Source organism: Paraburkholderia dilworthii (genome assembly GCF_000472525.1).
Classification (GTDB): Bacteria; Pseudomonadota; Gammaproteobacteria; order Burkholderiales; family Burkholderiaceae; genus Paraburkholderia; species Paraburkholderia dilworthii.
In genome coordinates this window covers 18856-43608 of sequence record NZ_AWZT01000029.1, presented here as the reverse complement: position 1 = coordinate 43608, position 24753 = coordinate 18856, and the positions used below count along the sequence as shown (strand labels likewise).

At 61.9% G+C, this 24753-nt stretch carries 22 protein-coding genes and 1 pseudogene; 6 read left to right on the top strand and 17 right to left on the bottom strand.

Annotation, left to right across the window (positions count from 1 at the left end; translation table 11 throughout):
- Nucleotides 1-130: 130 nt before the first annotated feature.
- Complete coding sequence (locus F759_RS0122775; RefSeq protein ID WP_027801899.1) at nt 131-508, top strand: DUF2917 domain-containing protein; 378 nt, start codon at nt 131-133, stop codon at nt 506-508.
- Between the two features lie 112 nt (nt 509-620).
- Here F759_RS0122775 and F759_RS0122770 read toward each other — a convergent pair whose 3' ends face one another.
- From F759_RS0122770 to F759_RS0122730, 8 genes are all read right to left on the bottom strand, one after another.
- Nucleotides 621-1217, bottom strand: coding sequence for a hypothetical protein (locus F759_RS0122770; protein WP_027801898.1), 597 nt, complete (start codon nt 1215-1217; stop codon nt 621-623).
- Between the two features lie 302 nt (nt 1218-1519).
- Nucleotides 1520-2722 carry a 3-oxoadipyl-CoA thiolase gene (pcaF, locus tag F759_RS0122760; protein ID WP_027801896.1) on the bottom strand — a complete coding sequence of 401 codons (1203 nt, stop codon included), beginning with the start codon at nt 2720-2722 and terminating at the stop codon, nt 1520-1522.
- 361 nt (nt 2723-3083) lie between these two features.
- A complete protein-coding gene (gene denD / locus F759_RS0122755; RefSeq protein ID WP_027801895.1) occupies nt 3084-4064 on the bottom strand; it encodes a D-erythronate dehydrogenase in 981 nt (326 codons plus the stop codon).
- Nucleotides 4065-4084: 20 nt separating this feature from the next.
- Complete coding sequence (otnI, locus tag F759_RS0122750) at nt 4085-4873, bottom strand: 2-oxo-tetronate isomerase (RefSeq protein WP_027801894.1); 789 nt, start codon at nt 4871-4873, stop codon at nt 4085-4087.
- 192 nt (nt 4874-5065) lie between these two features.
- Nucleotides 5066-5728 carry a 3-oxo-tetronate 4-phosphate decarboxylase gene (gene otnC / locus F759_RS0122745; protein ID WP_027801893.1) on the bottom strand — a complete coding sequence of 221 codons (663 nt, stop codon included), beginning with the start codon at nt 5726-5728 and terminating at the stop codon, nt 5066-5068.
- Nucleotides 5725-7035, bottom strand: coding sequence for a 3-oxo-tetronate kinase (gene otnK / locus F759_RS0122740; protein ID WP_027801892.1), 1311 nt, complete (start codon nt 7033-7035; stop codon nt 5725-5727). The genes otnC and otnK overlap by 4 nt, the downstream gene beginning before the upstream one ends.
- A gap of 15 nt (nt 7036-7050) precedes the next feature.
- Nucleotides 7051-7941, bottom strand: coding sequence for an L-threonate dehydrogenase (ltnD, locus tag F759_RS0122735; RefSeq protein WP_027801891.1), 891 nt, complete (start codon nt 7939-7941; stop codon nt 7051-7053).
- A 67-nt stretch (nt 7942-8008) separates the two neighbouring features.
- Entirely contained in the window at nt 8009-8713 is a 705-nt protein-coding gene (locus F759_RS0122730) for a FadR/GntR family transcriptional regulator (RefSeq protein WP_027801890.1), read from the bottom strand.
- A gap of 215 nt (nt 8714-8928) precedes the next feature.
- Between F759_RS0122730 and F759_RS0122725 the strand changes: the two genes are divergently transcribed.
- Entirely contained in the window at nt 8929-9753 is an 825-nt protein-coding gene (locus tag F759_RS0122725) for an IclR family transcriptional regulator (protein ID WP_027801889.1), read from the top strand.
- A 64-nt stretch (nt 9754-9817) separates the two neighbouring features.
- Here the strand turns inward: F759_RS0122725 and F759_RS0122720 are convergent, their stop codons facing one another.
- The 4 genes from F759_RS0122720 to F759_RS0122705 form a co-directional block, all read right to left on the bottom strand.
- Nucleotides 9818-11008 (bottom strand): M20 aminoacylase family protein, encoded by a 1191-nt coding sequence (locus F759_RS0122720; protein ID WP_027801888.1) that lies wholly within the window; start codon nt 11006-11008, stop codon nt 9818-9820.
- 96 nt (nt 11009-11104) lie between these two features.
- On the bottom strand, nt 11105-11656 hold the full coding sequence (gene phnN, locus F759_RS0122715; protein WP_027801887.1) for a phosphonate metabolism protein/1,5-bisphosphokinase (PRPP-forming) PhnN: 552 nt from the start codon (nt 11654-11656) through the stop codon (nt 11105-11107).
- Nucleotides 11657-11781: 125 nt separating this feature from the next.
- Entirely contained in the window at nt 11782-13605 is a 1824-nt protein-coding gene (locus F759_RS0122710) for a sensor domain-containing diguanylate cyclase (protein ID WP_027801886.1), read from the bottom strand.
- Complete coding sequence (locus F759_RS0122705; RefSeq protein ID WP_027801885.1) at nt 13605-14753, bottom strand: extracellular solute-binding protein; 1149 nt, start codon at nt 14751-14753, stop codon at nt 13605-13607. The genes F759_RS0122710 and F759_RS0122705 overlap by 1 nt, the downstream gene beginning before the upstream one ends.
- A gap of 594 nt (nt 14754-15347) precedes the next feature.
- On the opposite strand from F759_RS0122705, the gene F759_RS0122700 reads away from it, so the two are divergent.
- A complete protein-coding gene (locus F759_RS0122700) occupies nt 15348-16130 on the top strand; it encodes an ABC transporter substrate-binding protein (RefSeq protein ID WP_027801884.1) in 783 nt (260 codons plus the stop codon).
- 257 nt (nt 16131-16387) lie between these two features.
- Nucleotides 16388-17503: a succinylglutamate desuccinylase/aspartoacylase family protein gene (locus F759_RS0122695; RefSeq protein ID WP_027801883.1), complete on the top strand. Its 1116-nt coding sequence runs from the start codon at nt 16388-16390 to the stop codon at nt 17501-17503.
- Nucleotides 17504-17586: 83 nt separating this feature from the next.
- On the opposite strand, the pseudogene F759_RS38295 reads toward F759_RS0122695, so the two are convergent.
- Nucleotides 17587-18213 (bottom strand): annotated as a pseudogene (locus F759_RS38295) (MetQ/NlpA family ABC transporter substrate-binding protein); the annotation flags it as partial.
- Between the two features lie 331 nt (nt 18214-18544).
- Between F759_RS38295 and F759_RS0122685 the strand changes: the two are divergent.
- Entirely contained in the window at nt 18545-19708 is a 1164-nt protein-coding gene (locus tag F759_RS0122685; protein WP_027801882.1) for a porin, read from the top strand.
- Between the two features lie 104 nt (nt 19709-19812).
- Here the strand turns inward: F759_RS0122685 and F759_RS0122680 are convergent, their stop codons facing one another.
- From F759_RS0122680 to F759_RS38290, 3 genes are all read right to left on the bottom strand, one after another.
- Nucleotides 19813-20601: a COG4705 family protein gene (locus F759_RS0122680; RefSeq protein ID WP_027801881.1), complete on the bottom strand. Its 789-nt coding sequence runs from the start codon at nt 20599-20601 to the stop codon at nt 19813-19815.
- 134 nt (nt 20602-20735) lie between these two features.
- On the bottom strand, nt 20736-21350 hold the full coding sequence (locus F759_RS0122675) for a pyridoxamine 5'-phosphate oxidase family protein (protein WP_027801880.1): 615 nt from the start codon (nt 21348-21350) through the stop codon (nt 20736-20738).
- Between the two features lie 53 nt (nt 21351-21403).
- Nucleotides 21404-22141, bottom strand: a complete 738-nt coding sequence (locus F759_RS38290; protein WP_036025012.1) for an ArsR/SmtB family transcription factor — start codon at nt 22139-22141, stop codon at nt 21404-21406.
- Between the two features lie 127 nt (nt 22142-22268).
- Here F759_RS38290 and F759_RS0122665 point away from each other — a divergent pair, with 127 nt between their 5' ends.
- Nucleotides 22269-23666, top strand: a complete 1398-nt coding sequence (locus F759_RS0122665) for an MFS transporter (RefSeq protein ID WP_027801879.1) — start codon at nt 22269-22271, stop codon at nt 23664-23666.
- Nucleotides 23667-23738: 72 nt separating this feature from the next.
- Here the strand turns inward: F759_RS0122665 and F759_RS0122660 are convergent, their stop codons facing one another.
- Entirely contained in the window at nt 23739-24659 is a 921-nt protein-coding gene (locus F759_RS0122660; protein WP_027801878.1) for a LysR substrate-binding domain-containing protein, read from the bottom strand.
- Between the last annotated feature and the right edge of the window lie 94 nt (nt 24660-24753).

The following is a 24753-nucleotide window of genomic DNA, read 5'->3' as shown; positions in this document are numbered from 1 at the left end:
GGCCTATGGGAGCATGTGCGCGTTAGCAGTCTGAATCTGCAAAACAAGACCCCAAAGGCCCCGCCGGTAACGGAAGGGGCCTTTTGTTTTGGGGGCGTCTCCGTCAGCCGGCTCGATAACGGAGAGCAAGATGGATCAGGCAAGCCCGCAGTGCATGGACGGCGACGCACACCCTTATGCGTATCAACAGGACGAGCGTCTACCGAAAGTGGTGGTGCATTTTCCGGTCGCGCCCGGCGCGACGCTGACATGGCGTGTCGACGCGGACAGCACGCTCGCGGTCAATGGTGCGCGCCTTTGGCTCACGCGCATCAGTTCGCCGTACGATCACTGGCTCACGCCCGGCCAGACATTCAGTCTGCAACGCGGCGAACGCATATGGCTCAGCACTGACGGCGAACGCACGGCACACGTTTCGCTCACCTGCCCGCTGCCCGCGCAAGGCTTCTTCGAGCGCTGGCTGAACCGGCTCGCGTGTCTAAGCCTGGGCCCGCCGACGCCGCGCTGACATTGCCTGGGGCGTGCATTGCGCAATTGCATTGGGCATGCGCGTCGCAAGCCCTGAAAAATTAACGGCGCGATGGCCGGTAAAGCCATCGCGCCGCAACTAGACCTACGCTTTATTGAGCCGTGCCTTGCGCCGCGTCTTGCGGCGTGATTTGCACAGCAGCAGCCGAAACGAATACCGCGTGAATCGTGTCGCCTGCCTTCACGCCTGTGAGATCGACTTGCGGACCGGCCTCGAGTGTTTGGGTCTGATACGCGCCGCGCAACGTGACGAGGCGCCGCTTACGGTCGATCTTCTGCACGGTGGCGAGTACTTCGATCTGGCGCGCCGATTCGAACCCGCCCGAGGCCGGTGTGTAGACCTGCGTATCGACACGTTCACGAATGCCCTTGCCTTTGCCCGTCACCCGCTCGGCCTTCACGAGCAGTGCGTTTTTATAGAGCGCATCCACATGGTCGCCCACCTTCAGTTTTTCGAAACCGGCGACTTGCTGGCCCACGAGCACGATCACTGCGTTGCCGTTCGGCCCTTGCAGCGTGAGCGAGCGGCTGCCTGGATCGATGCCCACGATTGTGGCCTTCATATGCACAGGCTCCACCGCACTCACGACGCCTTGCGCGGTGCTCGCCATCGGGTCTTGCGCCCATGCCGGTTGAGCCGCGGCGAGCATCGCCGCCGTCAATGCTGCTCCAATCGTCGCTGCCTTCATTTACGCTCTCCTCGATAAATCGCCCGTGCAATAGTTGCCCATTCCGCATAACGTCGAATGTGCATATATTCAGGACGCTTGACTAAAGGTGTAGCGCAACGATTGTACATCCCTTACGAGAAGCTTCAATCGCGCGAATGGCCGCCTGGTGATGGACGCCTTGCCGTGCATACTGTGCAATTCAGTGCATGCAGCGCCTCCATTGTCGAAGTGCGACGTATAAAAAAACAGCCTCCTGGCGTTAGCGAAGAGGCTGTTCAGTAAAGCGAAGCGCTGCATGCGCACGCATGCGCGCTAAACCATCACACGCGTTCGATCGCGATTGCGATGCCCTGGCCCACGCCAATGCACATTGTGCACAGTGCAAAACGCCCTTGCGTGCGTTGCAGTTGATACATCGCCGTCGTCACGAGGCGCGCGCCGCTCATGCCAAGCGGATGACCCAGCGCGATCGCGCCGCCGTTCGGGTTCACGCGTGCGTCGTCGTCGGCCACGCCGAGCGTGCGCAGCACCGCAATACCTTGCGAAGCAAACGCCTCGTTCAACTCGATCAGGTCGAACTGGTCGATGGTCATGTTCAGGCGCGCCATCAACTTTTGCGCAGCGGGCGCCGGGCCCATGCCCATCACGCGCGGCGCGACGCCCGCCGTCGCAATGCCGAGCACGCGAGCGCGCGGCGTGAGGCCAAAGCGCTTTGCCGTCTCTTCGTTGGCGAGCAGGAGCGCCGCTGCACCGTCGTTGACACCCGATGCGTTGCCTGCGGTCACGGTGCCGTCCGGGCGCACCACGCCCCTCAGTTTCGCGAGCGCCTCAAGGCTCGTTTCACGCGGATGCTCGTCTTGCGACACCGTGATCGGATCGCCCTTCTTCTGCGCGATCGTCACGCCGACGATTTCCTGTGCGAGCGTGCCGTCCTTCTGCGCGCGCGCAGCCTTCTGCTGGCTGCGCAGCGCGAACGCGTCCTGATCGGCGCGGCTGATGTTGTAATCGGTCGCCACGTTCTCGCCGGTTTCGGGCATCGAGTCGACGCCGTACATCTGCTTCATCAACGAATTGACGAAACGCCAGCCGATGGTGGTGTCGTAAATATCCGCCTGGCGCGAAAACGCGCTCGTCGCCTTGCCCATGACGAACGGCGCGCGGCTCATGCTCTCGACACCGCCCGCCACCATCAACGCCGCCTCGCCCGACTTGATTGCGCGCGCGGCGATGCCGATCGCGTCCATGCCCGAGCCGCATAGACGGTTCACGGTCGAGCCGGGCACGTCTTTCGGCAGCCCCGCCAGCAGCAGCGACATGCGCGCGACGTTGCGGTTGTCTTCGCCGGCCTGATTCGCGCAGCCGTAGATCACGTCGTCGATGATGTTCCAGTCGACGTTCTTGTTGCGCTCCATCAGCGCCTTCAGCGGCACGGCGCCCAGATCGTCAGCGCGAACCGACGACAGTGAACCCGCATAGCGGCCGATGGGTGTGCGAATCGCGTCGCACAGGAATGCTTCGGTCATGTGATGTCTCCAGTGATGTGCTGCGCGCGCCGCGCCGTCAGCATGGATGCATGCGGCGCGGGCGGATGCGTCGGCCATCGGCCGGGCGGCTGCCGGGCAGCCGCCGCGTGAATTCAGCTTAGCGCAGGATGGTGAACGATGTGTTCGAGCCGCCAACCGTTTTGTTCTTTACGCGAACAGACGGTCATATAACGAACAACAAGGCCCAATAATAGGCGTGTGGCCGAAATGCTGTCAAGCGCGCGGCGCCCCTCACCATGGAATACGTGAGAGACGCCGCGCGCTTGCAGAAGTCTGACGATTGATACGCCGATCGGCCGGAAGCGTTCTCACGGCCGGGACATGGGGCGTAGAGGGAGCTTCAGCGCGCTTGAACGCCTTCGTCCGCGATATACGCGCGGATTACGTCGGCGAAATTTTGCTCGCCGCGTAGGCCAAGTTGTTCGGCACGCGACGTATCCCAACGCGCCGGCCAGCTGCCGACCATCTTTTCCACGCGCGCGTCCGGCTGCCACACGATCCGCTTCGCGACTTCGTCTCCGGCGACTTCGCGCAGTGCCGCAACCATTTCGTCGACGCTGACGGAAATACCCGGCAAATTGAGCACGCGCTGGTTGCCGAGCGTCGCGGTATCGAGTTCGAGTCCGGCGATCAGGCACTCGATCGCTTTACGCGGCGACAGCAGCCACAGGCGCGTAGAACCGCTGACGGGGCACACGGCCTCTTCACCGTTCAGCGGCTCGCGGATAATGCCGCTCGCGAACGACGACGCCGCCGCGTTCGGCTTACCGGGGCGCACGCTGATGGTAGGCAGGCGCAGAACGCGCCCGTCGACGAAACCGCGCCGCGAATAATCGTTGAGCAGCAATTCGGCGATCGCCTTTTGCGCTCCGTACGACGACTGCGGATTAAGCGCCGTATCGTTCTGCACGATGTCGGGCAAGTCGCCGCCGTACACCGCGACCGAACTCGTGAATACCACGCGCGGCCGATGCCCGCGTTGTCGGCATACGTCGAGCAACAGGTGCGACGCGTCCAGATTGATGCGCATGCCCAGATCGAAATCGGCTTCTGCCTGGCCGCTCACGACCGCCGCAAGGTGAAAAATCGCCGCGGTGTTCTCGTCGATCACGCGCTCAAGCACGCTCCGTTGCGCGATATCGCCCACTTCGCTGCGCACGCGGCTGTCGCCGAAATCGTTTGCCTGCGCCACGTCGAGCAATATCAGTTCGGTGATGGCTTGCGGCGCGCCCTGCGCGTCTTTCAACGAACCGCGCGCGAGCAGCTCACGCGCGAGGCGTTGGCCGAGAAATCCCGCGCCGCCGGTAATCAGTAATTTCATGATTCGCTTGTCCTCGTGAATTATTGAGCCTCGCCGAGATACGGCTTGAGCCAGCCGAGTCCCGCGGAAGTCGCGGCGCGCGGCCGGTATTCGCAACCGATATAGCCGTCGTAGCCGAGCGAATCGATCACGTCGAACAGATACGGATAGTTGATCTCGCCCGTGTCCGGCTCATGCCGCTCCGGCACGCCCGCAATCTGGATATGACCGATGCCTGCGTGATCGCGCTTGAGCTTTTCCGCGAGATCGCCCTCCACGATCTGGCAGTGATAACAGTCGAACTGCACTTTCAGATTCGGCTCGCCGACTGCCGCGCAAATGGCCTGCGCTTCGTCCTGCCGGTTGAGGAAAAAGCCCGGTATGTCGCGTGTATTGATCGGCTCGATTACCACCATGATGCCCTCGGCCTGCGCGGCTTTCGCCGCATACGCGAGGTTGTGCAGATACACCTCGCGATGTCGTTCGCGCGGGTCGTCCGCGCCGATAAGCCCGGCCATCACATGCAGCTTGCGATTGCCGATCACGCGCGCGTACTCGAGCGCCGTGTCGATGCTTCGGCGGAATTCGTCTTCGCGGCCGGGCAGCGTTGCAATGCCGCGCTCGCCCGCCGCCCAGTTGCCGGGCGGCGCGTTAAAGAGCGCTTGCGTCAGACCGTTTGCATCGAGCCGCGCCTTGATTTCTCCCACACGGAAATCGTAGGGAAACAGAAACTCGACCGCTTTGAAACCGTCTTTTGCCGCAGCAGCGAAACGGTCCAGAAAAGCGTGCTCGTTGTACATCATCGACAGATTCGCGGCGAAGCGAGGCATGGCGGCAACTCCTTTCAAGCGATGTTCAGCGCGGTAACGAAAGCGATATCGGCAAAGCGTGCGCCGCGCGCGGTTGATTAGCGATTGACCAGTCTGGCCGGCTCGATACGGCCTGATACGAACTCATGCAATGTTTCCTTGAATGGAAATGTGACGCGTCCCCTTGAGCGATCTGGCCTGTTCAAGCGGTTGTTACCAGCGCGCGCCGAACACGCTGCGCAACGCTTCGAGCGCTGTCTCGTCGAGCGGCGCCGGCCGTGGATTCGTCATAAGCCATAAGCGCGCGGTCTCTTCGAGTTCTTCGAGTGCATACGATGCATGCGCGACCGAACGCTCCCACACCACCGGACCGAGGCGTTCGAGCAGCACCGCCCGAACGCTGTCGGCAAGCGTCGCGATTTGCGCCGCGACTTGCGGATCGCCGGGCCGGCTGTAACGAATCAGCGGTACGTGCCCCACTTTCATCACGTAGTACGGTGTGATTGGCGGCAGTACGTCGGTCTCTTGCCAGACGCCCGCGAGTGTCAGCGCGACCAGATGCGTCGAATGTGTATGGACGATGCCGCGCGCTTCGCCGTTACACGCATAGATGCCGCGATGCAATGCGAGCGTCTTCGACGGCTTGCCGCCGGATACGGCGTTGCCATCGAAATCGACCTTGGCGATATCGGCGGGATCGAGCCGACCGAGGCACGCATCGGTCGGCGTGATGAGCCAGCCGTCATCCAGCCGCGCGCTGATGTTGCCCGCGCTGCCCACCGTATAGCCTCGCTGATAAAGACTCGCGCCTGTCACGCAAATTTCTTCGCGCACGCGCGCTTCGTTCGTCGTGTGGACTGCGGGTGCGTTGCTCATTGCGCGGCTCCGTTCAGGTGACGCAGCGCTTTTTCGAAGAAGTCGGCGGTGCCGAAGTTACCGGATTTCAATGCGAGCGCGAGCGGCTGTGCGCCCGTGGTTGCAGTCGCCGGCACGCCAGGATCGATCTGCGCGCCGATGCGCAGCGTGCGGACATTGAGCGCCTGCACGACCGCGCCCGACGTCTCGCCGCCTGCCACGACGAACTTGCGCACGCCGCGCTCATGCAAGCCGCGCGCAATCGACGCCAATATGGCTTCGACCAGATGCCCCGCTCTATCGACGCCGAGTTCGCGCTGCACCGCTTTGACTTCGTCGGGCGTGACGGTGGCATAGATCAGCATGGGCTCGGCTTTATCGAGATATGTCTGCGCGAATGCCAGCGCCTGTTCGACGACCGCTTCGCCGCGTGCAGCCGCGAGTGGATCGATGCGAAACGCAGGCCGCGTTTCGCGCCATGCAGCGACTTGCGCGTTGGTCGCTTTCGACGCGCTGCCGGCCAGCACCGCCGACAATCCTTCGACGCGCGGCAGTTGCGCGGCATCGGCGCTGTCCTGAAGCAAGCCTGCGCGGCGGAAATTGCCCGGCAAACCCAACGCGATGCCGGAGCCGCCCGTAATCAACGTGAGATCGGCGCATGCTTCGCCAAGCACGTACAGATCGGCATCGGAGAGTGCATCTGCAATCGCCATGCGCACGCCCTGGTTGCGCAGTGCGTCGAACGCTTCGCGCACCGTCGACACGCCCTGGGCGACCGTGTCGTAACGCACGAGGCCGACTTTCGATTGCGTCTGACGTTGCAGCACGCGCACAAGGTTCGCGTCGCGCATCGGCGTGAGTGGGTGGTTCTCCATGCCGGACTCGTTGAGCAACGTGTCGCCCACAAACAGATGCCCGCGAAAAATCGTGCGGCCGTTCTCGGGAAACGCGGGGCAGGCAATCGTGAAAGCGCTCGCATTGCCCTCGGCGGATAGCGAGTCGAGCAACGCATCCGTCACCGGCCCGATGTTGCCTGCGTCGGTCGAATCGAAGGTCGAGCAGTATTTGAAAACGAACTGGCGGCAGCCTTGCGCGCGCAACCAGTCGAGCGCGGCAAGCGATTGCGCGAGCGCATCGGCGGCGGCAATCGTGCGCGACTTGAGCGCGACCACAATTGCATCGGCCTCGATCGTGTCGCCCTGCTCCGGCACGCCAATAGTTTGCACCGTGCGCATGCCGCCGCGCACGAGCATGTTCGCGAGGTCGGTTGCGCCGGTGAAATCGTCGGCGATACAGCCGAGCAGCGCACGTTGTGTCGTAGCCGTCATGACAGGCGCTCCTGTTTACTTCGCCGCCGGCACGTCGATGCCGGGGAAAATCTTGATGACCGCCGAATCGTCCTCGCCACCATGACCAGCCGTGGACGCCATCATGAACATCTGATGCGCCGCCGCCGCCAACGGCAACGGGAATTTCGACCGGCGCGCGGTATCGAGCACGAGGCCGAGATCCTTGACGAAAATATCGACGGCCGACAGCGGCGTGTAATCCCCATTGAGTATGTGCGGAACGCGGTTCTCGAACATCCACGAATTGCCTGCGCTGTGCGTGATTACGTCGTAGAGCGCGTCGGGATCGACGCCCTCGCGCAAGCCGAGCGCCATCGCCTCCGCCGCCACCGCGATATGCACGCCGGCCAGCAACTGGTTGATGATCTTCACTTTCGACCCGGCGCCATGCTCGGGGCCGAGGCGATAAACCTTGCCCGCCATCGCCGCAAGCACGTCCTCACAGGACGCGTAAGCTGCGGCCGGGGCGGACGTCATCATCGTCATGTCGCCCGATGCCGCGCGCGCCGCGCCGCCCGAGACCGGCGCATCGAGCATCTGCAAACCCGCTGCTTCGATGCGCTTGCCGAGTTCGATCGCGAAATCCGGCGCGACCGTTGCGCTCGCGATCACGACGCCGCCCGGCTTCATCGCCGCGACCGCGCCTTGTTCGCCGAACAGCACCGCCTCGGTTTGCGCGGCATTCACGACTAGCGTAACGACCACGTCACATTGCGCGCCGAGTTCGGCGGGCGATGCGCAGCCCACGCCGCCTTCCTTCACGAACGCTTGAAGGACTTCACTGCGCAGATCGCAGGCATGGACCCGCAAGCCCGCGCGCAGCAACGAACGCGCGACACCCAAACCCATTGCGCCAAGACCGATGACACCGACATTTCTGGACATGTTGAACCTCTATGGAATCCGTTATGCGCCGGACGCCGACGCGCCGACGCGCCGGTATGGCGCGATATCAGCAAATGCCCGCCTCTGCGAGCCGCCGTGCCGCGTTGTACATGTGGGTTTGCGCCGCGTTGCGCGCGGCCATAGGATCGCCCGCACGAATCGCGGCCGCGATGGCCGCGTGCTCCTCGCGCACCTGGCGCGAGAAGTCCTCGCGCAATGCTTCGTTGCGACGCGTGACGACCGTGCCGGCTTCCAGGTACTGGTTCAGAAACGTGAGCGTCTTCAGGAAATACGGATTACCGGTGGCCGCCGCAATCGCGCGATGAAACGCGACGTCTTCGGTCACGCCGTCCTCGCCTTCAGCCACGGCTTCGTCGATCTTCGCGAGGGCAGCGTCGATGGACATCATGTCTGCGTCGGTGCGGCGCATCGCGGCCTCGGAAGCGACTTCGGCTTCAATCGCCCGCCGTAACGCGAGAATCTGCACGACGGACCCCGGCTCGACCGCTTCCGCGTAGTCGATGCGCAGCGGCCGGATCGCACCGTGCGCCGCGATGAACACGCCGCTGCCCTGGCGCGGCTCCACGACGCCTTCGTTCTTCAGCCGCGAGATCGCCTCGCGGATCACCGTGCGACTCACGCCGAACTGCTGCGCAAGCACCGCCTCTGTCGGCAGCTTGCCGACTCGCGCGAACGTGCCCTTGTCGATCTGCTTGAGAAGCTGCTGCGCCACGGTGTCGCTCAATGCGCGGGCTGGAATTTTGTCGAACATCCAATGCCTCGATTGTGATGTCATCAGGTCATCATACAAATTTCCGATACGCAGTGCATCCACGCAAACCCTGGGATTTCTATGCGTCTGCGCGCGAAGTTGGCGAAACAGAAGGCTTAAGCTATCGTCACGCCTTTGCGCACCGTCTGTCGATCGCGTCGATCGAGTCGACGCAAACGGTATCCGAGCCTTCCGAACGCATTCACCACAGGTCCATGAGCAAAGCCCCGCCGCCGTCTCCCGACGTTTCCGCCAGCGCCGAACCGGCCCCGGACAAACCGGGCGACTCATACGTGCAGTCGTTCGCGCGCGGGCTCGCGGTGATCCGCGCGTTCGACGCGAGACGCCCCGAACAGACGCTCACCGACGTCGCCGCCGCGACCGGCCTCACGCGCGCGGGCGCGCGCCGCATCCTGTTGACGTTGCAAACGCTTGGCTATGTGGAAGCCGAAGGGCGCCTGTTTCGCCTCACGCCTAAGATTCTCGACCTCGGCTTCGCCTATCTCACGTCGATGCCGTTCTGGAATCTGGCTGAGCCGGTGATGGAAGAACTATCCGCGCAGGTGCACGAAAGCTGCTCGGCGGCCGTGCTCGACCGCACGGAGATCGTCTATGTGCTGCGCGTGCCGACCCACAAGATCATGACGATCAACTTGTCGATCGGCAGCCGCTTGCCGGCGTATTGCACGTCGATGGGCCGCGTGCTGCTCTCCGCACTCGATGACGAAACGCTCGACGCGACGCTGAATTCCTCGCCGCTTTACGCACACACGCCGCGCACCGTAACGGACAAGGAAGAGCTGAAGAAGTTGATCGCGCAGGTGCGCCGCCAGGGCTGGGCAATCGTCGATCAGGAACTGGAAGGCGGTTTGATTTCACTGTCCGCGCCGATCCGCAACCGCCAGGGGCGCGTGATTGCGGCGATGAACATCAGCGGCAACGCGCAGCGCAACTCGGCGAGGCAAATGGTCAAGGCGTTTCTGGAACCGCTGCAGCAGGCTGCGCAAACCGTATCGGAGATGGTGGCGCGGCGCGGTTGAGGTCAGCAGTGATTTTTTCGCCGCGCTGCGACTAGGCGCGCGCGGCCCGCGCGCGACGCTGCTTTCAGCGGCTGAGATACCGCTCGACCAGCCGTGTCCAGAATGCCGCACCGACCGGCAGATTACGGTCGTTGAAGTCGTAGTGCGGGTTGTGCACCATGCAGCCGTCCTCGCCCACTCCGTTGCCGATGCGCAGAAACGTGCCCGGCCGTTTTTGCAGCATGAACGCGAAATCTTCGCTGCCCATCAGTATGTCGGTCTGCGCGATAACCTTGTCGTCACCTACCAGTTCCCGCGCCACTTCTACCGCGAAATCTGTTTCGTCATCCGAATTAATGACAACCGGATAGCCCTCGATATATTCGACGACAGCCTTGCCGCCATAACTCGCAGCCTGCGCTTCGGCGAGCTCGGTAATGCGCTTTTTCAGCAGTGCGCGCACTTCAGGGCTAAACGAACGCACGCTCAGTTCGAGCGTCGCTGTACTCGCGATCACATTGTTCGCGGTGCCTGCATGCATGGAGCCGACCGTCACGACCGCCGGCTGCGACGGATCGACATTGCGCGCGACGATGGTCTGCAACGCCATCACGATGCTCGCCGCCACCACAACCGGATCGACCGTCAGATGCGGACGCGCCGCATGGCCGCCGACGCCTTCAATCGTGATGACCGCCTTGTCGCCCGCCGACATGAACGCTCCCTTGCGAAACAGCAGCACGCCCGGCTCCGCGCCAGGATGATTGTGCAGACCGAACACCGCGTCGCACGGAAAACGCTCGAACAGGCCGTCTTCGATCATTTTCTGCGCGCCGCTATCAATGCCGCTTTCCTCGGCCGGCTGAAAGTACAGGTGCACCGTGCCCGAAAAGTTGCGCGTGGCCGCGAGGCGTTGCGCGGCGCCGAGCAGTATCGTGGTGTGGCCGTCATGGCCGCATGCGTGCATCTTGCCGTGTGTGCCGCTTGCATAAGGCAAGCCGGTTTGTTCGATGATAGGCAGCGCGTCCATGTCCGCGCGAATGCCGATGCTGCGCTGGCCGTCGCCCACTTTCAGCGTGCCGACCACGCCCGTTTGCCCGACGCCGCGCGTGACCTGCCAGCCCCATTGTTCGAGTTTCTCCGCGACGAGCGCGCCGGTTTGCAACTCCTCGTAGGCCAGTTCGGGATGGTGATGAATGTGATGGCGAATTTCGCGCAGACTTTCGGCGGCGGGAATCAGATCGGCTACTTCGGTGAAACGCGCGGTTTCGCTCATTTGCAAGGCACTCCGTGATGTGAAGCTGCGTGAAAGCAGATACCAGGGTGGCAGTAAGACGGCACCTGTTATCGCCGATGCAGCACAAGGCAACAACTATAGCCCGGCTTGCGCCTTGAGGAATGCGATCAGCGCATGGCCCGCCTCTTCGAGCTCGCCGGAGTTGTCGATGGACTCGCAGCGAACGCCATCGGGCACAGAGAAAGGCGCGTGCCGTGCGAGCCGCGCGGCCACCTGTTCCGCCGATTCACGCGCCCGTGCGCCGAGACGCGCTTCGAGAATATGCGGCGCGGCATTCACGTGCACGACTTCGGTATGAGGATAGCGAGCCAAAGCATGATGCAAATGCTGACGCGATCCATTGACGACAACCGTGCAACCGCGCGCGAGCCACGCATCGAGCTCGATACCGACGCCGTAGTGAAGCGAATGACTCGACCATTCGAGCGCGAACAGCCCCAGCAGAGAACGTGCGGCGAATTCCTCGACGCTGAGCGCGATATGTTCTTCGCCATTGCCGCTTGGCCGCGTAATGTAACGATGCGCGAAAAGAATCGGCTCGCCCGCGAGGCGCTTGCGCGCAAAACCCAACAACGCATCCTTACCCGCGCCGGACGGCCCCATCACGTAGACCAGGCGACCTGTCATTGGCCCCTCACCCTCGTCGCATTGAAACGGGACACTTTGCCACAACACGAAGGTTTGCGGGGCCCGCCTGGCGTGACGTTTTCACGTGGACAACGGCACTCGCTCCGGTTCGATTTGCGTGTGCGTCAAGCCGTCGGCTTGGTCTCGCGTCCCTCGGCGGGGCCCTCGCCGGCTTGCGCGTGCACGGCTTCGACCTGCTCCGCCTGCTGGCGCCGGCGCGCTTCGAGCACGTCGCGATAACGCAAATACGCGCAGCGCCCCCCCGATTTCGCTGCGTACATCGCGGCGTCGGCGTTCAGCAACAGTTCCTCCGCCGTGCCGCTATCGTCGGGAAACTGGCTGATGCCAATGCTCGCGCCCACCGTCATGCCCTGGCCGTCCATCACGATCTCTTCGTTGAGCGTGGTCATGATGCGCGACGCGATGCCCGGCGCAGCTTCCGCCGAACGCGGCCCCTCGATCAGCACGATGAATTCGTCGCCGCCAAGACGCGCGACGACATCCGCGGCGTGCAGCACCTGCTTGAGCCGCAGCGCGACTGCAACGAGCACCTTGTCGCCGACGGCATGGCCGAACTGATCGTTGATCTGCTTGAAGCGGTCGAGATCCACGAACAGCACCGCGAGTCCTTCACGGCGGCGCGTCGCATCGTCGATCGCGCGTTCGAGCTTCTCCATGAACAGCATGCGATTCGGCAATCCGGTCAGCACGTCGTGCGTGGCGAGATGCACGAGCTCGCGCTGCTTGACGTGCAGCGCGTCCATCTGCGATCTGATTTCGCGGCGCAGACGATCGAAGCAGCGCGCGAGTATGCCAATTTCGTCGGTGCGTTTGAGCGGCAATGTTTCCATTGCGTGTTCGGCGAAGAGATGCGTCGCTGCATACGCGAGGATATGCAGCGGCTTGGTAAGCGCCCGTGCGAAAAGAATCGCGAGCAGAAGTGCAAGCGCGCTAAAGATCAGCACCATGCGGATGATGCTGCCGCCTAACAGATCCGCGCCGGACAGCACGTCTTCGAGCGGCTTGCCGAGCCCGAGCACGATGAAGCGATTGCCCTCGGACGCGCCGAACGGCCTGCGCACGAAGGCGAGCACCTGCCCCTCTGCCTGGCGCGGACGCGCGAGGCCGTTCACGAGTACTTCGCTCTCCTTCTGTTCGAAAAGCGGCTTGGTGACGGCGAAGCTGTCCTGCATCAGCACGCGGCGGCCAGTGTCGAAGCCGAATGTTTTGGACGCGTCCGGGTGAACGAGGAAGTCGCCCCATTCATTGGCGAGATAGACCTGATAATCGCTCGGCAAATCGCTTTGCAGGCGCTTGAGCAAATCCGTCAGATTGATGTCGATCACCACCACGCCCACCACCGCGCCTTGCGGATTGGCGACGGGCGTGCCGATGCGCAGCGTCGGTTTGCCCTGTGCCGCATGTGCGCCATATTCGTGATTGACGGAAATCGGCGACGTATAGATGCGTCCGGGTGAAAACGCGAGCGGCTCGAACACATACGGAAACTGGCCTTTCTCCTGCAGATCGCCGCCGTCCACGCGCATCAGTCCGTCGGCGTCGCGGTCGAAGCGAATGATTTCGAGGCCATGATGCGCGCGGCTAATAAGCCGGACTTGCAGGTATTCGGCGTGATGGATCATAAAGCTCGAATACACCTGCGCGAGCCGTTCGCGCGAAGCATTGGCGCCCGATCCTTCATCGGTCGCTGCGACCTGGGCCGACGAGGGCAAGCTCGCGAGCACGAGCGCGTCGGCGCCGACGTCGTCGATCGACGCGGAAAAGCGCTGGCCCAACAGTTCCGTCGAGGTCAGCAAACTGCGCCCGGCTTCCTTCACCAGCATCGTCCGGTTCGCGTGATACGCGTAATAGCCGGTCGCGCCCGATGCCAGCACGCCGATGCACGCAAGCAAAAGCGAGAGCTTGAAGGTGAGGCCGGGGCGGATCATCAGAAGCGCTCCGAGCGGTCACCGGACACGATTCTGGCCCACAGATCCTCGCGCCGTTGAATATTTTCGACCGGCCCGATCCATACGATACGAGCTTTATCGCTATTCGCAGCCGGATCAGTCAACGTGTTCGCAAGCCCCTGCCGCTGTGTCAGCAACCGGCTCACATCCGGTTCGAGCATGTAGTTGATCCATGCGTGAGCGAGCACCGGATCAGCGGTCGCACGCGTCATCGACCAGCAATCGAGCCAGGCGAGCGCGCCTTCTTCGGGAATCACATAGCCCACATCGGCGCCCGCGCGCCGCAGCAATTCCACCTGCTGCGTGCCGTAGTTGCCGAACATCAGCGCGACGTTATGCTGAATGAAAAACGCCGTCGCCTCTTCGGGCAACGTGTAATAGGTCAGCAGATTGCGCCGCAGGTCGACGAGCTTGTGCGCGATCGCGCGCATTTGCGTCGCGTTCAGATTGAAAGGATCGGGATAACCCAGGGCGAGCGCCGTGAACGAGAAATTGTGCTGGGCGCTATTGAAGTCGAGTACCTTGCCGCGGTATCGCGGGTTCCAGAGTTCGCGCATCGAGCGCGGCGCGACCGCGACCTGTTTGCGGTCGTAGATAAGACCCATCGACGAATAGGTAAACGGAATTGCGTAGACCTTGCCGTCCGAGACGATTCCCGCAATCGCCGAGCGAGCCTGAAAACGCGGTAATTGTCTTCTGGTGTTGGGTAGGCTTTGCAGATCGAGCGGCGCCAGCAGATTGGCGTGCGTATAGCGCTCGATTTCCGCGGTGTTGGCCGCGAGCACGTCGAAACGCGGCGCATTTTTCGCGTGCATCTGGGCCCACAACGCTTCGTCCGAATCGACGAGCGTGACTTCCACTTTCACGTCGTAGCGTGTCTCGAAGGTCTTGACCACGTCGGCGTCGGCGTAACCGGGCCATGCGAGCACATGCAAGACCTTTTTCGCCGCTTCGGCCGATGCGCCCGATAGCAACCCGAAGCAGAGAAACGCGCTCAAGACGAGCCGGAACAAAACGCCGCAACCGCCGCGCACGGCTAACGGTGCCCGTAATGACGCAAGCGCAATTCGCCACTGACCGTGCCGCTTATAACAGCGCATTTCATCTGCCGTCGAAATCATGTGCATACGCAACACCGTTTAGCAGAAGGCAGTTCCGGCGAGCACATGCCCGCGTGAATGACTCGCGAATCAATACGGAGACGTTTCCTCAGACAGAACCGCTCTTTGCGCTGGATGGCGAGCGTGAGGAGCAACGATGATAGCGCCAAGCAATACGTTTTTGGTTTCCTTACCGCGTCAATGCGCACAAATAACTGACCCTCGGCGGGACACGACGGGTATTCATCGTTGATAACGGCAAGCACTTAACTTTCTTTAATCATTGCGACGATTCAAAATGGCGCATCATTGACAAATATCATTTAACGATTCGCATTACGGCGGCATTACGATATTCGAAGCGCAGCGCGACATATCGATGCAACGCGCATCGAACCGCGACGCGGACCCGGCAGCAGAGCCTCTACTTTAGGCACGTCGTTCATGCGCCATCCGGTGTTTCACTAACTACCCAATATTTTTGAACTGATAAGCTTGGCGCGCGCTGCTGGCCGCCCCGGCCGGCGGCTTCAACCCAAGCCCGGTCGTAAGTCGCGCCGGGTTTCCCGCAGCGGCACAACCGCATGCGGGAGTATTTGAACTACACCGAGGAGTAAAACAGTGAAAAAACTGCTAGCGGCTTTGACGGTTGCTCTGCTTGCCACCGTCTCGATTGGCGCACACGCTAAAGATTGGTCCACCATCCGTTTTGGCGTCGATGCCAGCTATCCCCCGTTCGAGTCCAAAGGCTCCGACGGCAAGCTCGTTGGCTTCGACATCGACCTCGGCAATGAAATCTGCGCGCGCCTGAAGGCCAAATGCGTGTGGGTCGAAAACGATTTCGACGGCATGATCCCGGCTTTGAAGGCCAAAAAGTTCGACGGCGTACTGTCGTCGATGTCCATGACGCCGCAACGCGCCGAACAGATCGCCTTCTCGTCGAAGCTGTTCAACACGCCGACGCGCCTCGTCGCGAAGAAGGGTTCGGGCATCGTGCCGACGGCTGAATCGCTGAAGGGCAAGACGGTTGGCGTCGAACAGGGCACAATCCAGGAAACCTACGCGAAGACCTACTGGGAACCGAAGGGCACGAAGGTCGTGCCGTATCAGAACCAGGACCAGGTGTATGCCGACTTGCTGTCGGGCCGTCTCGACGCGGCGCTGCAAGATGCGGTGCAAGCTGAAATCGGCTTCCTGAAGACGCCGCGCGGCGCGGGCTTCGACTTCGTCGGCAAGAACCTCGACGATCCGAAGATTCTCGGCAACGGCGCGGGCATCGGCATGCGCAAGGAAGATACGGACCTGAAGGCAAAGGTCGACAAGGCAATCGCCGACATCATCAAGGACGGCACCTACAAGAAGCTCGAGAAGAAGTACTTCGACTTCGACGTGTACGGCAGCTAATACTCCGGCTTATATGTCGACGACCAGGCCCGCCACGCGCGTCTAGCGCCGCGCTGAACGGCTCGCCGGAACGGGCTCCGCCACACGCGGGGCCCGTTTGGTTTTCTGGGCGGCAAAACCACGCATCACGCCGTATCGGCTAAGATCGTGCGATCGATGCGCCGCCGGGCTGCTATGACCGACTGGCGCCATTAAAGCTTTTCCCCTCTAATCAACGAGATAGCGGCGCGCCGCACTTTCCCGCGAATTCGACCACCATGCAAACCCAATCCCATCCGCTGATTGCGCCCACGCTCGGCACCGCCCGCAACCTGACGAGTTTCCATTACGGTCCCGGCGGCGAGCAGAAGATCTATATCCAGTCGTCGCTGCATGCCGACGAATTGCCGGGCATGCTCGTCTCGTGGGAATTGCGCCGCAAGCTTGCGGCATTGGAAGATGCCGGCAAGCTGCGCGGCGAAGTCGTGATCGTGCCGGTGGCCAATCCGATTGGGCTCAATCAGCACTTTCTCGGTCATCTCACCGGTCGCTTCGAAACCAACACCGCGCAGAACTTCAACCGCAATTTCCATGATCTGTCGGCGTTAGTCTCGCCGGTGATCGAACAACGTCTCACGGATAACATCGACGCCAACCGCAAAGCCATCCGCACCGCGATGCGCGAGGCGCTCGACGCGCAAACGCCCGCTACGGAACTCGAATCCCAACGTCTCGCGTTGCAAAAGCTGTCGTACGACGCAGACGTGGTGCTCGATCTGCATTGCGACTGGGAAGCTGCAATGCATCTGTACACGAACCCTGACCTGTGGCCCGAAGTGGAACCGCTTGCGCGTTATCTCGATGCGAAGGCCTCGCTCCTTGCACTGAATTCGGTGGGCAATCCGTTCGACGAGATCCACAGCTTCTGCTGGTCAGATCTGCGTGGCCGTTTCGGCGAGCGTTTTCCGATTCCGAACGGCTCAATTTCGGTCACCATCGAATTGCGCGGCCAGCGCGAAGTGTCTTACGAGTATGCGGAGCGCGACGCACAGGCGATCATCGAATACCTGACCTCGCGTGGCGTGATCGAAGGCACGGCCGCGCCGCTGCCGCCGCTAGAATTTGCGGCCACGCCGCTTGCCGGCGCGGAGCCGATTGTCGCGCCGATCAGCGGCGTGCTCGTGTATCGCTGCGAAGTGGGTACATGGGTCGACGTGGGCCATGAAATCGCAGACATCGTCGATCCGTTGACGGATCGGGTCGTCACGCTCAAGAGTAGCGTCGCGGGCGTGCTGTATGCGCGGCATCTGACGCGCTTTGCCACGGCTGGCCTCGAATTCGCGCGCATTGCCGGTGCGACCGCGTTTCGAAGCGGCTCTCTATTGAGCAACTGATTTGCCGCACACGAGGGCCAAAGAGAAGGCGCCATGAAGGCGCCTGGAAAGACCTGAAGAGCGCTTTAAAATGCGGGAATAATCGCCTTCACTGCATAGTCGGTATTGATCGACGCCGCGTCGAGGTCGTCCAGCGCGCGCGGCAATTGCGCGGCATCGAGTTCGACAAGCCTGATCTTTTTCGGGTTCTCCGCGACATCGAGCGGCGTCGCATTGACGCCGTTCGTGCCGGCGCCCGGCTTCAGCTTGATGACACCGTATTTCTGTAGCAGGAGCAATGCGCGGTTGCCATTGGACGGATCATTCTGTATGCCGACCTTCGCCCCTTCCGGCAAGTCCTTCAGCGACTTGAGCTTCTTCGAATAAAGGCCCATTGGCGATACATAAGTCAACCCGACATTGACGATCTTGTAGCCGCGCTGCCTGATCTGGCTATCCAGAAACGGCTGATGCTGAAAACCGTTAGCGTCGAGGTCGCCCGCGTCCAGTGCCGCGTTCGGCTGCACGTAGTCGTTGAATTCGATCACCTTCACGTTGAGCCCCTCGCGCGCCGCCAGTTTCGTCACGACCGACCAGATCTGCGCATCCGGTCCGCTCATGGTGCCGACCTTGAGCTGCTTGCCGTTCGCATGCGCAAACGTTGCCGTGAGCGAAAGAGCGGCGACACTGGCCACTGCGAGCAGATTTGCGATGATAGTGCGGCGTTGCATGCGTTTCCCCAATGAGCGGTTTGATTGATGGGCGCGCATCGTCGCATGCAGCGACGGCGCCCTGAAAGCAATCGTTTTTCACACGCTTATATGAGTGGGGAAGAAAAAAACTATGCACGCAATGCGCTTCGTAATCGGTAATGCGTCGCGTCGCTAATGCACCGCGCCATTCGCGCATGAATGCCATTGACTGTCGCGTGCGCGCGACAAATTTCAAAATGAATGCCCTTGTCACATACCTTACTCAGCGTTCCCTTAAATTTCAGCCCGTCGCACGACCTTACCAAAGAGCATGGCGTTGCGATCGCTCAATTTTTAATCGGAGAACGTTTTGAACAAACAACTATTGACCGCCGCTACTCTCGCCGTCTTCGCCAGCGCCGCCCACGCACAAAGCAGCGTCTCGCTGTATGGCGTGATCGATGCCGGTATCAGCTACGTGAACAATTCGAAGACCGCCACCGGTCACGACAACCTCTTCAAATACGACGACGGCGTGGCTCAAGGCAGCCGTTGGGGCCTGCGCGGCACCGAAGATCTGGGTGGCGGCCTGAAGGCGCTGTTCGTGTTGGAAAATGGCTTTAACAGCGGTAACGGCACGCTCGGCCAGGGCGGCGCGATGTTCGGTCGTCAGGCGTATGTCGGGTTGTCGAAGAACAACATCGGCTCGCTGACGTTCGGCCGCCAGTACTCGTTCTCCACCGATTACCTCGGCGGCAACTATTCGACCGGTGGTCAGACGGTCGCGGGCAACTACGCTTATCACATCAACGACGTCGACCAGTTGACGTCCAGCCGTATCAACAATGCAGTCAAGTTCAGCAGCGCGAATTTCTCGGGCCTGACTTTCGGCGCGATGTATGGCTTCTCGAACCAGGCTGGCGCATTCGCCGGCGCGCCGGCAACGGGCACGACCGCAGCACCGGTCGCCGGTTCGTCGCGTGCTTACAGCTTCGGCCTGAACTACGCGAACGGTCCGTTCGGCGTGGGCGCGGCATATACGGATATCCACTACCCGAGCCAGGCAACGCCGGCATTCTCGACGACCATTGCAAACGTGACGACCGGCAATATCCGCGATCTGCGCACGTTCGGCGTGGGCGGCCGTTACACGATCGCCGCAGCGACGTTGTGGGCGTTGTACACGAACACGCGCCTCGAAACGCTCACGGGCGCTGCGACCACGTTCGCCGCATACGAAGCGGGCGCCAAGTACGCGTTCACGCCGGCACTGACGGCAGGCGCGGGCTATACGTACATGCATCTGGGCAACGCGAATCGCGGCCACTGGAACCAGGTCGATCTGAGCGTCGACTATGCGTTGAGCAAGCGTACCGACGTGTACGCGCTCGGCATCTATCAGATCGCAGCGGGTCGCAACGGCACGCAAGATCTGCAAGCGCAGATCGGTTCGAGCACGAGCTACTTCAACACGTCGGGCACGGGAGCGGACAATCAGTTGGCGTTCCGCGTGGGCGTGCGTCACAAGTTCTAAAGCGGATTCGTACCGGCGCAAGAGTTAGCGCCGGCCGCCGCCGAATATTGAAACGCCCCTGCTTCTGTAGGGGCGTTTCAGTTTGCGTCGCGTCCGACGCATTGCTATACAGCCGGCTCGCGTCTCGCGGAGCGTTGCGGCAAAAGCAAGATACAGGCGACGATAAACACCAGCAGAATCGCCGACGCATACAAGCGGCTGATGTGCAGCCCGCCCTCGGCAACGGGCTTATCGAGCAGATCGCCAAGCGTCGCGCCGAGCGGACGTGTCAGAATGAACGCTGCCCAGAAAAGCGCCGTGCGCGACACGCGCGACCGGAAATACAGGACGGCTACCAGGAGCAAGCCGGCGCCGAAAATCATCGCTCCATATTCGTAGCCCGCACCGAGACCACCGCGGTCCTCGCCCGCGACCCAGTCTCCGAGTGCCGTGCCGAGGGTTTGCGAGAACAGTATCGTGACCCAGTAAAACCATTCCGCTTTGGCCGTGACGATACTTTCGACCGAGACCGTGCCTTGCGAGCGATACCAGACCGCGAGGCTCGCCGCCAGCAACGCGACAACTACCGCGACACCTCCTGGATAGCCGATGCCGAGCGATCTATCCGCGAAGTCGGCCATCGTTGTACCAAGCGTCGTGGTTGCGATGATGGTCGCCCAATAAAGGAACGGGCGGAAATCGCGCGCCTTGATCTGCGCGGAAACGAGCGCGATGAAGAATACGAGGAAGATCGCCGACCCAATCAGGTAACCCAGATTCAGCGACATCGACACCCAGTCTCCGCCGGTTTCGCCCAGTGTGGTGGCCGCGACCTTGATTACCCAGAAGCCCAACGTCACTTGCGGTACTTTGCTGACGGCGTCTTCAGCGAAGTTCCTGGCGCTGTCTTTCATCGCTCACTCCTTTTGTGTAGCTGAGTAGACACGCCAATTTAAACGCCAGAGGTTAACGCTTGCTTAAGCGCGGGTGAGTTATCGGGCCTCCGGTCATCATGTCGCGAGGCGCTCGATGCCGGACAGCTATCGGATCAGTAAAGCCCCGCCAGCGTTCTTTGCGGCAATTCTTCGTCGTATTGCTGAGCGTCGAACGTGCCGCCGCTCAAGCGCTTATGCATATCTCCCGCACTCGGCAAGCTTGCACGGTCGACATGCCTCGCCGGGTCCCACAAGCCCGAGCGCACCAATGCCTTCGAGCAATGGAAATATGCGGCCTCGACATGCACGACGAGCACCGTGCGCGGCAGTTTTTCGCGGACCTCAAAGCGCTTCAGCAATTGCGGATCGACTGATATTTCAGCACGCCCGTTGACGCGCAAAGTTTCGCCGACGCCGGGCACGAGAAACAGCAACGACACGCGCGGGTCAGCAATGATATTTTTCAGACTGTCGATGCGATTGTTGCCGGGCCGGTCGGGCAAGGCCAACGTGCGTTCGTCGAGTATCTGCACGAAGCCGGGCGCGTCTCCCTTCGGCGAACCATCTGTCCCGCTCTCGCTCACGGTCGATAAAACGGCGAACGGCGAAGCGCGCACCAACGCCTGATAGTCGCTGTTCAGGAAATCTATTTCTTTCCACAGCGCGCGCTCGTGCGCCTCTCCGTAAATCTGCTCGAGGTCCTCTATGCTTTTAACCGTGTATGTCATGGCGGATGCCCTTGCGCTGAAACGGTCGGTGAGAATGGCTGCCGTTAGTAGTATCACACGCCAACCGCTGCGGCGTTCTCTTCACCTACTTGTTCGACGTCCTCCGGCGTGATTCCCAACTGCTGCCGCAATCCTTTCCACCCCTCGGGTGTGATCTGCACTGCCCGCGACGCTTTGCTTCGCGTCGCCCAGCCCTTTTTGCATAACAGTTCAAGCAACGCAACGCCTAGCGGCCCGGCGAGGTGATGCTGCCGCTCTGTCCAGTCGAGGCATCGACGTGCAATTCCGTGGCGTCCGCCTTTCGTCGCACTCAAATCGAGCCCCAGCGCGCCGAACCACGCAGCGCCGCGCGGCGTGACGTCCAGACGCTTATCGGGGCCATCGGCGAGAAAGCCCTTCTCGATCAACGCTTGGGTGATAAGCACGCCCGCCTTACCGGCCAGATGATCGTAGCAACAACGGGCAAACCGCAACTCGCGGGCGTCGCGGCTCAATGGCTTGCGGCGAATCATCTCTCGTTTCCCGATCGACGCGAGGCATTCGAGCGCCTGCGCGACCTGAGGATCGGCGAGTCTGTAATAGCGGTGACGTCCCTGTTGTTCGACCGCGAGCAGCCCGCCGTCCAGCAATTTCGTCAGATGACTGCTGGCCGTCTGCGGCGTGACGCCGGCTGCATAGGCCAGTTCGCCCGCAGGCAGTGCGCGTCCATCGGCCAACACCATCAGGATCGCGGCGCGGGCGGCATCCGCGATCAGGAATGCGGTTGCCGACAGGTTAGGCTGGACGTTCATAGCGATTCCCCAAGACTTCGTTGGAGCTTAGAGCAATTCGACGTCCGCACGTTTCGATGCGCATCGAAGCATCGAACACTGCGGCTGCCAGATACTGTCGCAACCAGACGAAAGGATTATCACGGGTATGGACAACGACATGCACCGGCGGGTGCTATTGGCAACGAGCATCAGCTACGTCATCGTGATTCTCGACACGTCGATCGTCAACGTTGCACTCGAACGGATTGCGGCAAGTCTTGCGGGCGGCGTCGCCGGATTGCAGTGGGTCGTGACAGCATATACGCTCACATTCGCAAGCCTTCTGTTGGCTGGCGGCACGTTCGGCGACCGGCTCGGTGCGCGCAACGTCTACATTGCGGGATTAACCGTATTTACGGTGGCGTCGGCACTGTGCGGCGCAGCCCCGAACCTGGCGGTGCTCGTCGGCGGGCGCGCTTTTCAGGGTCTCGGGGCCGCGCTGCTGGTTCCCGCCTCGATGGCGCTCATCAACAACGCATGCCCCGATCCGCGTCGGCGCGCAGCGGCGTTCGGCATCTGGGCCGGACTCGGCGGCGCGGCGATGGCGTGCGGGCCTTTAGTCGGCGGCATGCTGATTGCGCTGATCGGCTGGCGCAGCATCTTTCTGGTCAACGTCCCGGTCTGCATCATCGGGATTGCACTCTGTCTTCGGGTGCGGGCCGATACGGCTGGCGCGGAGCTCGCGAACTGCCGCCGTTTCGACATCGCGGGGCAGTTCGCCGGCATTGCAGCACTTGCGCTGCTGAATATAGCCGTCATCGATGCGCCGCACTACGGATGGACTTCCGCTGCGATCATCGGATGCCTTGGAGCGGCGCTTGTTGTAGCTGCGCTGTTCATTGCAATCGAAGCGCGCCACGCGCAGCCGATGATGCCGCTCGATCTGTTCAGTAACGCAGTCTTCTCAGGCGCGGCATGCGTCTCGATGGTGTCCGCGTTCACCTTCTACGGTTTGATCTTCAGTCTGAGCCTGCTATTGCAGCGGCAGCTCGGCTACACGCCGCTGGTGGCCGGCATCGCCTTCCTGCCGCTAACGATTGTCGTCCCTGTCGGCAGCTTTTTATCGAAGCGGGCAGCCGGCAGGATCGGCACAAAATGGCTAGTAGTCAGCGCATGTCTGCTTTCTGCGAGCGGCTATCTCGGTCTGATGGCGCTCGGCCCGGCGGCGCCGTACGCGCTTCTTGCGCTACCGCTGCCCGCCATCGGTTTTGCTGCAAGCCTCATCACACCCGTGACCACAGCGGCGATGATGGCGTCCGTCGAACGCAATCAGGCGGGCATCGCGGCGGGCGTGCTCAATGCGGCGCGCCAAACGGGCGCGGCTCTTGGCGTCGCTTCGTCAGGGGCATTCATCGCGAGGCACGCTGCGATCGGCGACGGCATGCACGCCGGGCTGCTGTTCTCTGCGGTGCTGTCGCTGCTTGCCGGCGCAGTATGGTGGCGCGCGTCGACGCGGTCCGGCTCCATAGATGCATTCGATCTTCAGCTACGCGCCGAACGGTAGTACGGTCAGCCGCACACCGACGTTGTGCCGCCGCCCGGCACAGAGCATTGCATCGCTACGGCTTATGCCTCTTCACCCCACCGCCCCCTGCCCTAACTCCCGCGCGATGAAATCCACAAACGCCCGAATACGGTTCGACATCTGATGCCGTTGCGAGTACACCGCGAAAATATCCGCGTTCGGCGTCTCGTGATCGGGCAGCACGACAACAAGCGAGCCATCGGCCAGATACTGTTTGATGTCCCACTCCGCCCGCATCAGAACGCCGTGCCCCTCGAGCGCCCACTTCACCGCGATCTCGCCATCGTTCGTGGTCAGCGTGCCCTTGATCCGCACCGCTTCGGTCTTGCGCGACGCGCCCTTGCCCGAAGTCAGCCGCCACACGCCATACGCTTCATCGCCCTGACGGATGCCGATACAGTTATGCCGCGTGAGATCGTGCGGCGTCATCGGCATGCCGTGCGATGCGATGTACGAAGGCGCCGCGCACAGCACGCGCCGGTTGCCCGCGAGGCGCCGCGCGACCACCCGCGTATCGGGCGGCTCGCCGAAGCGGATACAGACGTCGAACGTATCGTCAGTGAGCGGCGGCGGCGTGACCGACAGCTGTAGCTGAACCGACACCTGCGGATACTTCGCGACAAAGCGCGAGATGGCTGGCGCCACATGGCTGCGCCCGAAGCCAAGCGTCGCATTCACGCGCAGCAGTCCCTTCGGACTCTTTTTCGCCGAACCGAGCAACTCTGCGAGCTCGTCTATTTCATCGAGAATCCTGCGCGCACGCTCCAGATACAACTCGCCTTCGGGCGTGAGCATCATTCGGCGCGTGGTGCGATTGACGAGAGCCACACCGGCGCGGCTCTCCATCTGCGTGAGCCGCTTGCTCACGGCCGCCGCGGTCAGCCCGAGCTCGCGCGCCGCCGCGCTCAGGCTGCCCGACGCGGCGAGCGTCGAAAAAAAGCTCAGATCGGCCGGTTGAACGGTATCGCGCATCGGTTTCACTTGTGAATGAAAGTTAAAGATGCTTTGAGTCTAGCACCGGTTTTTGCACCCAGATATCGATAGAGTCACTCACATCTACAACATC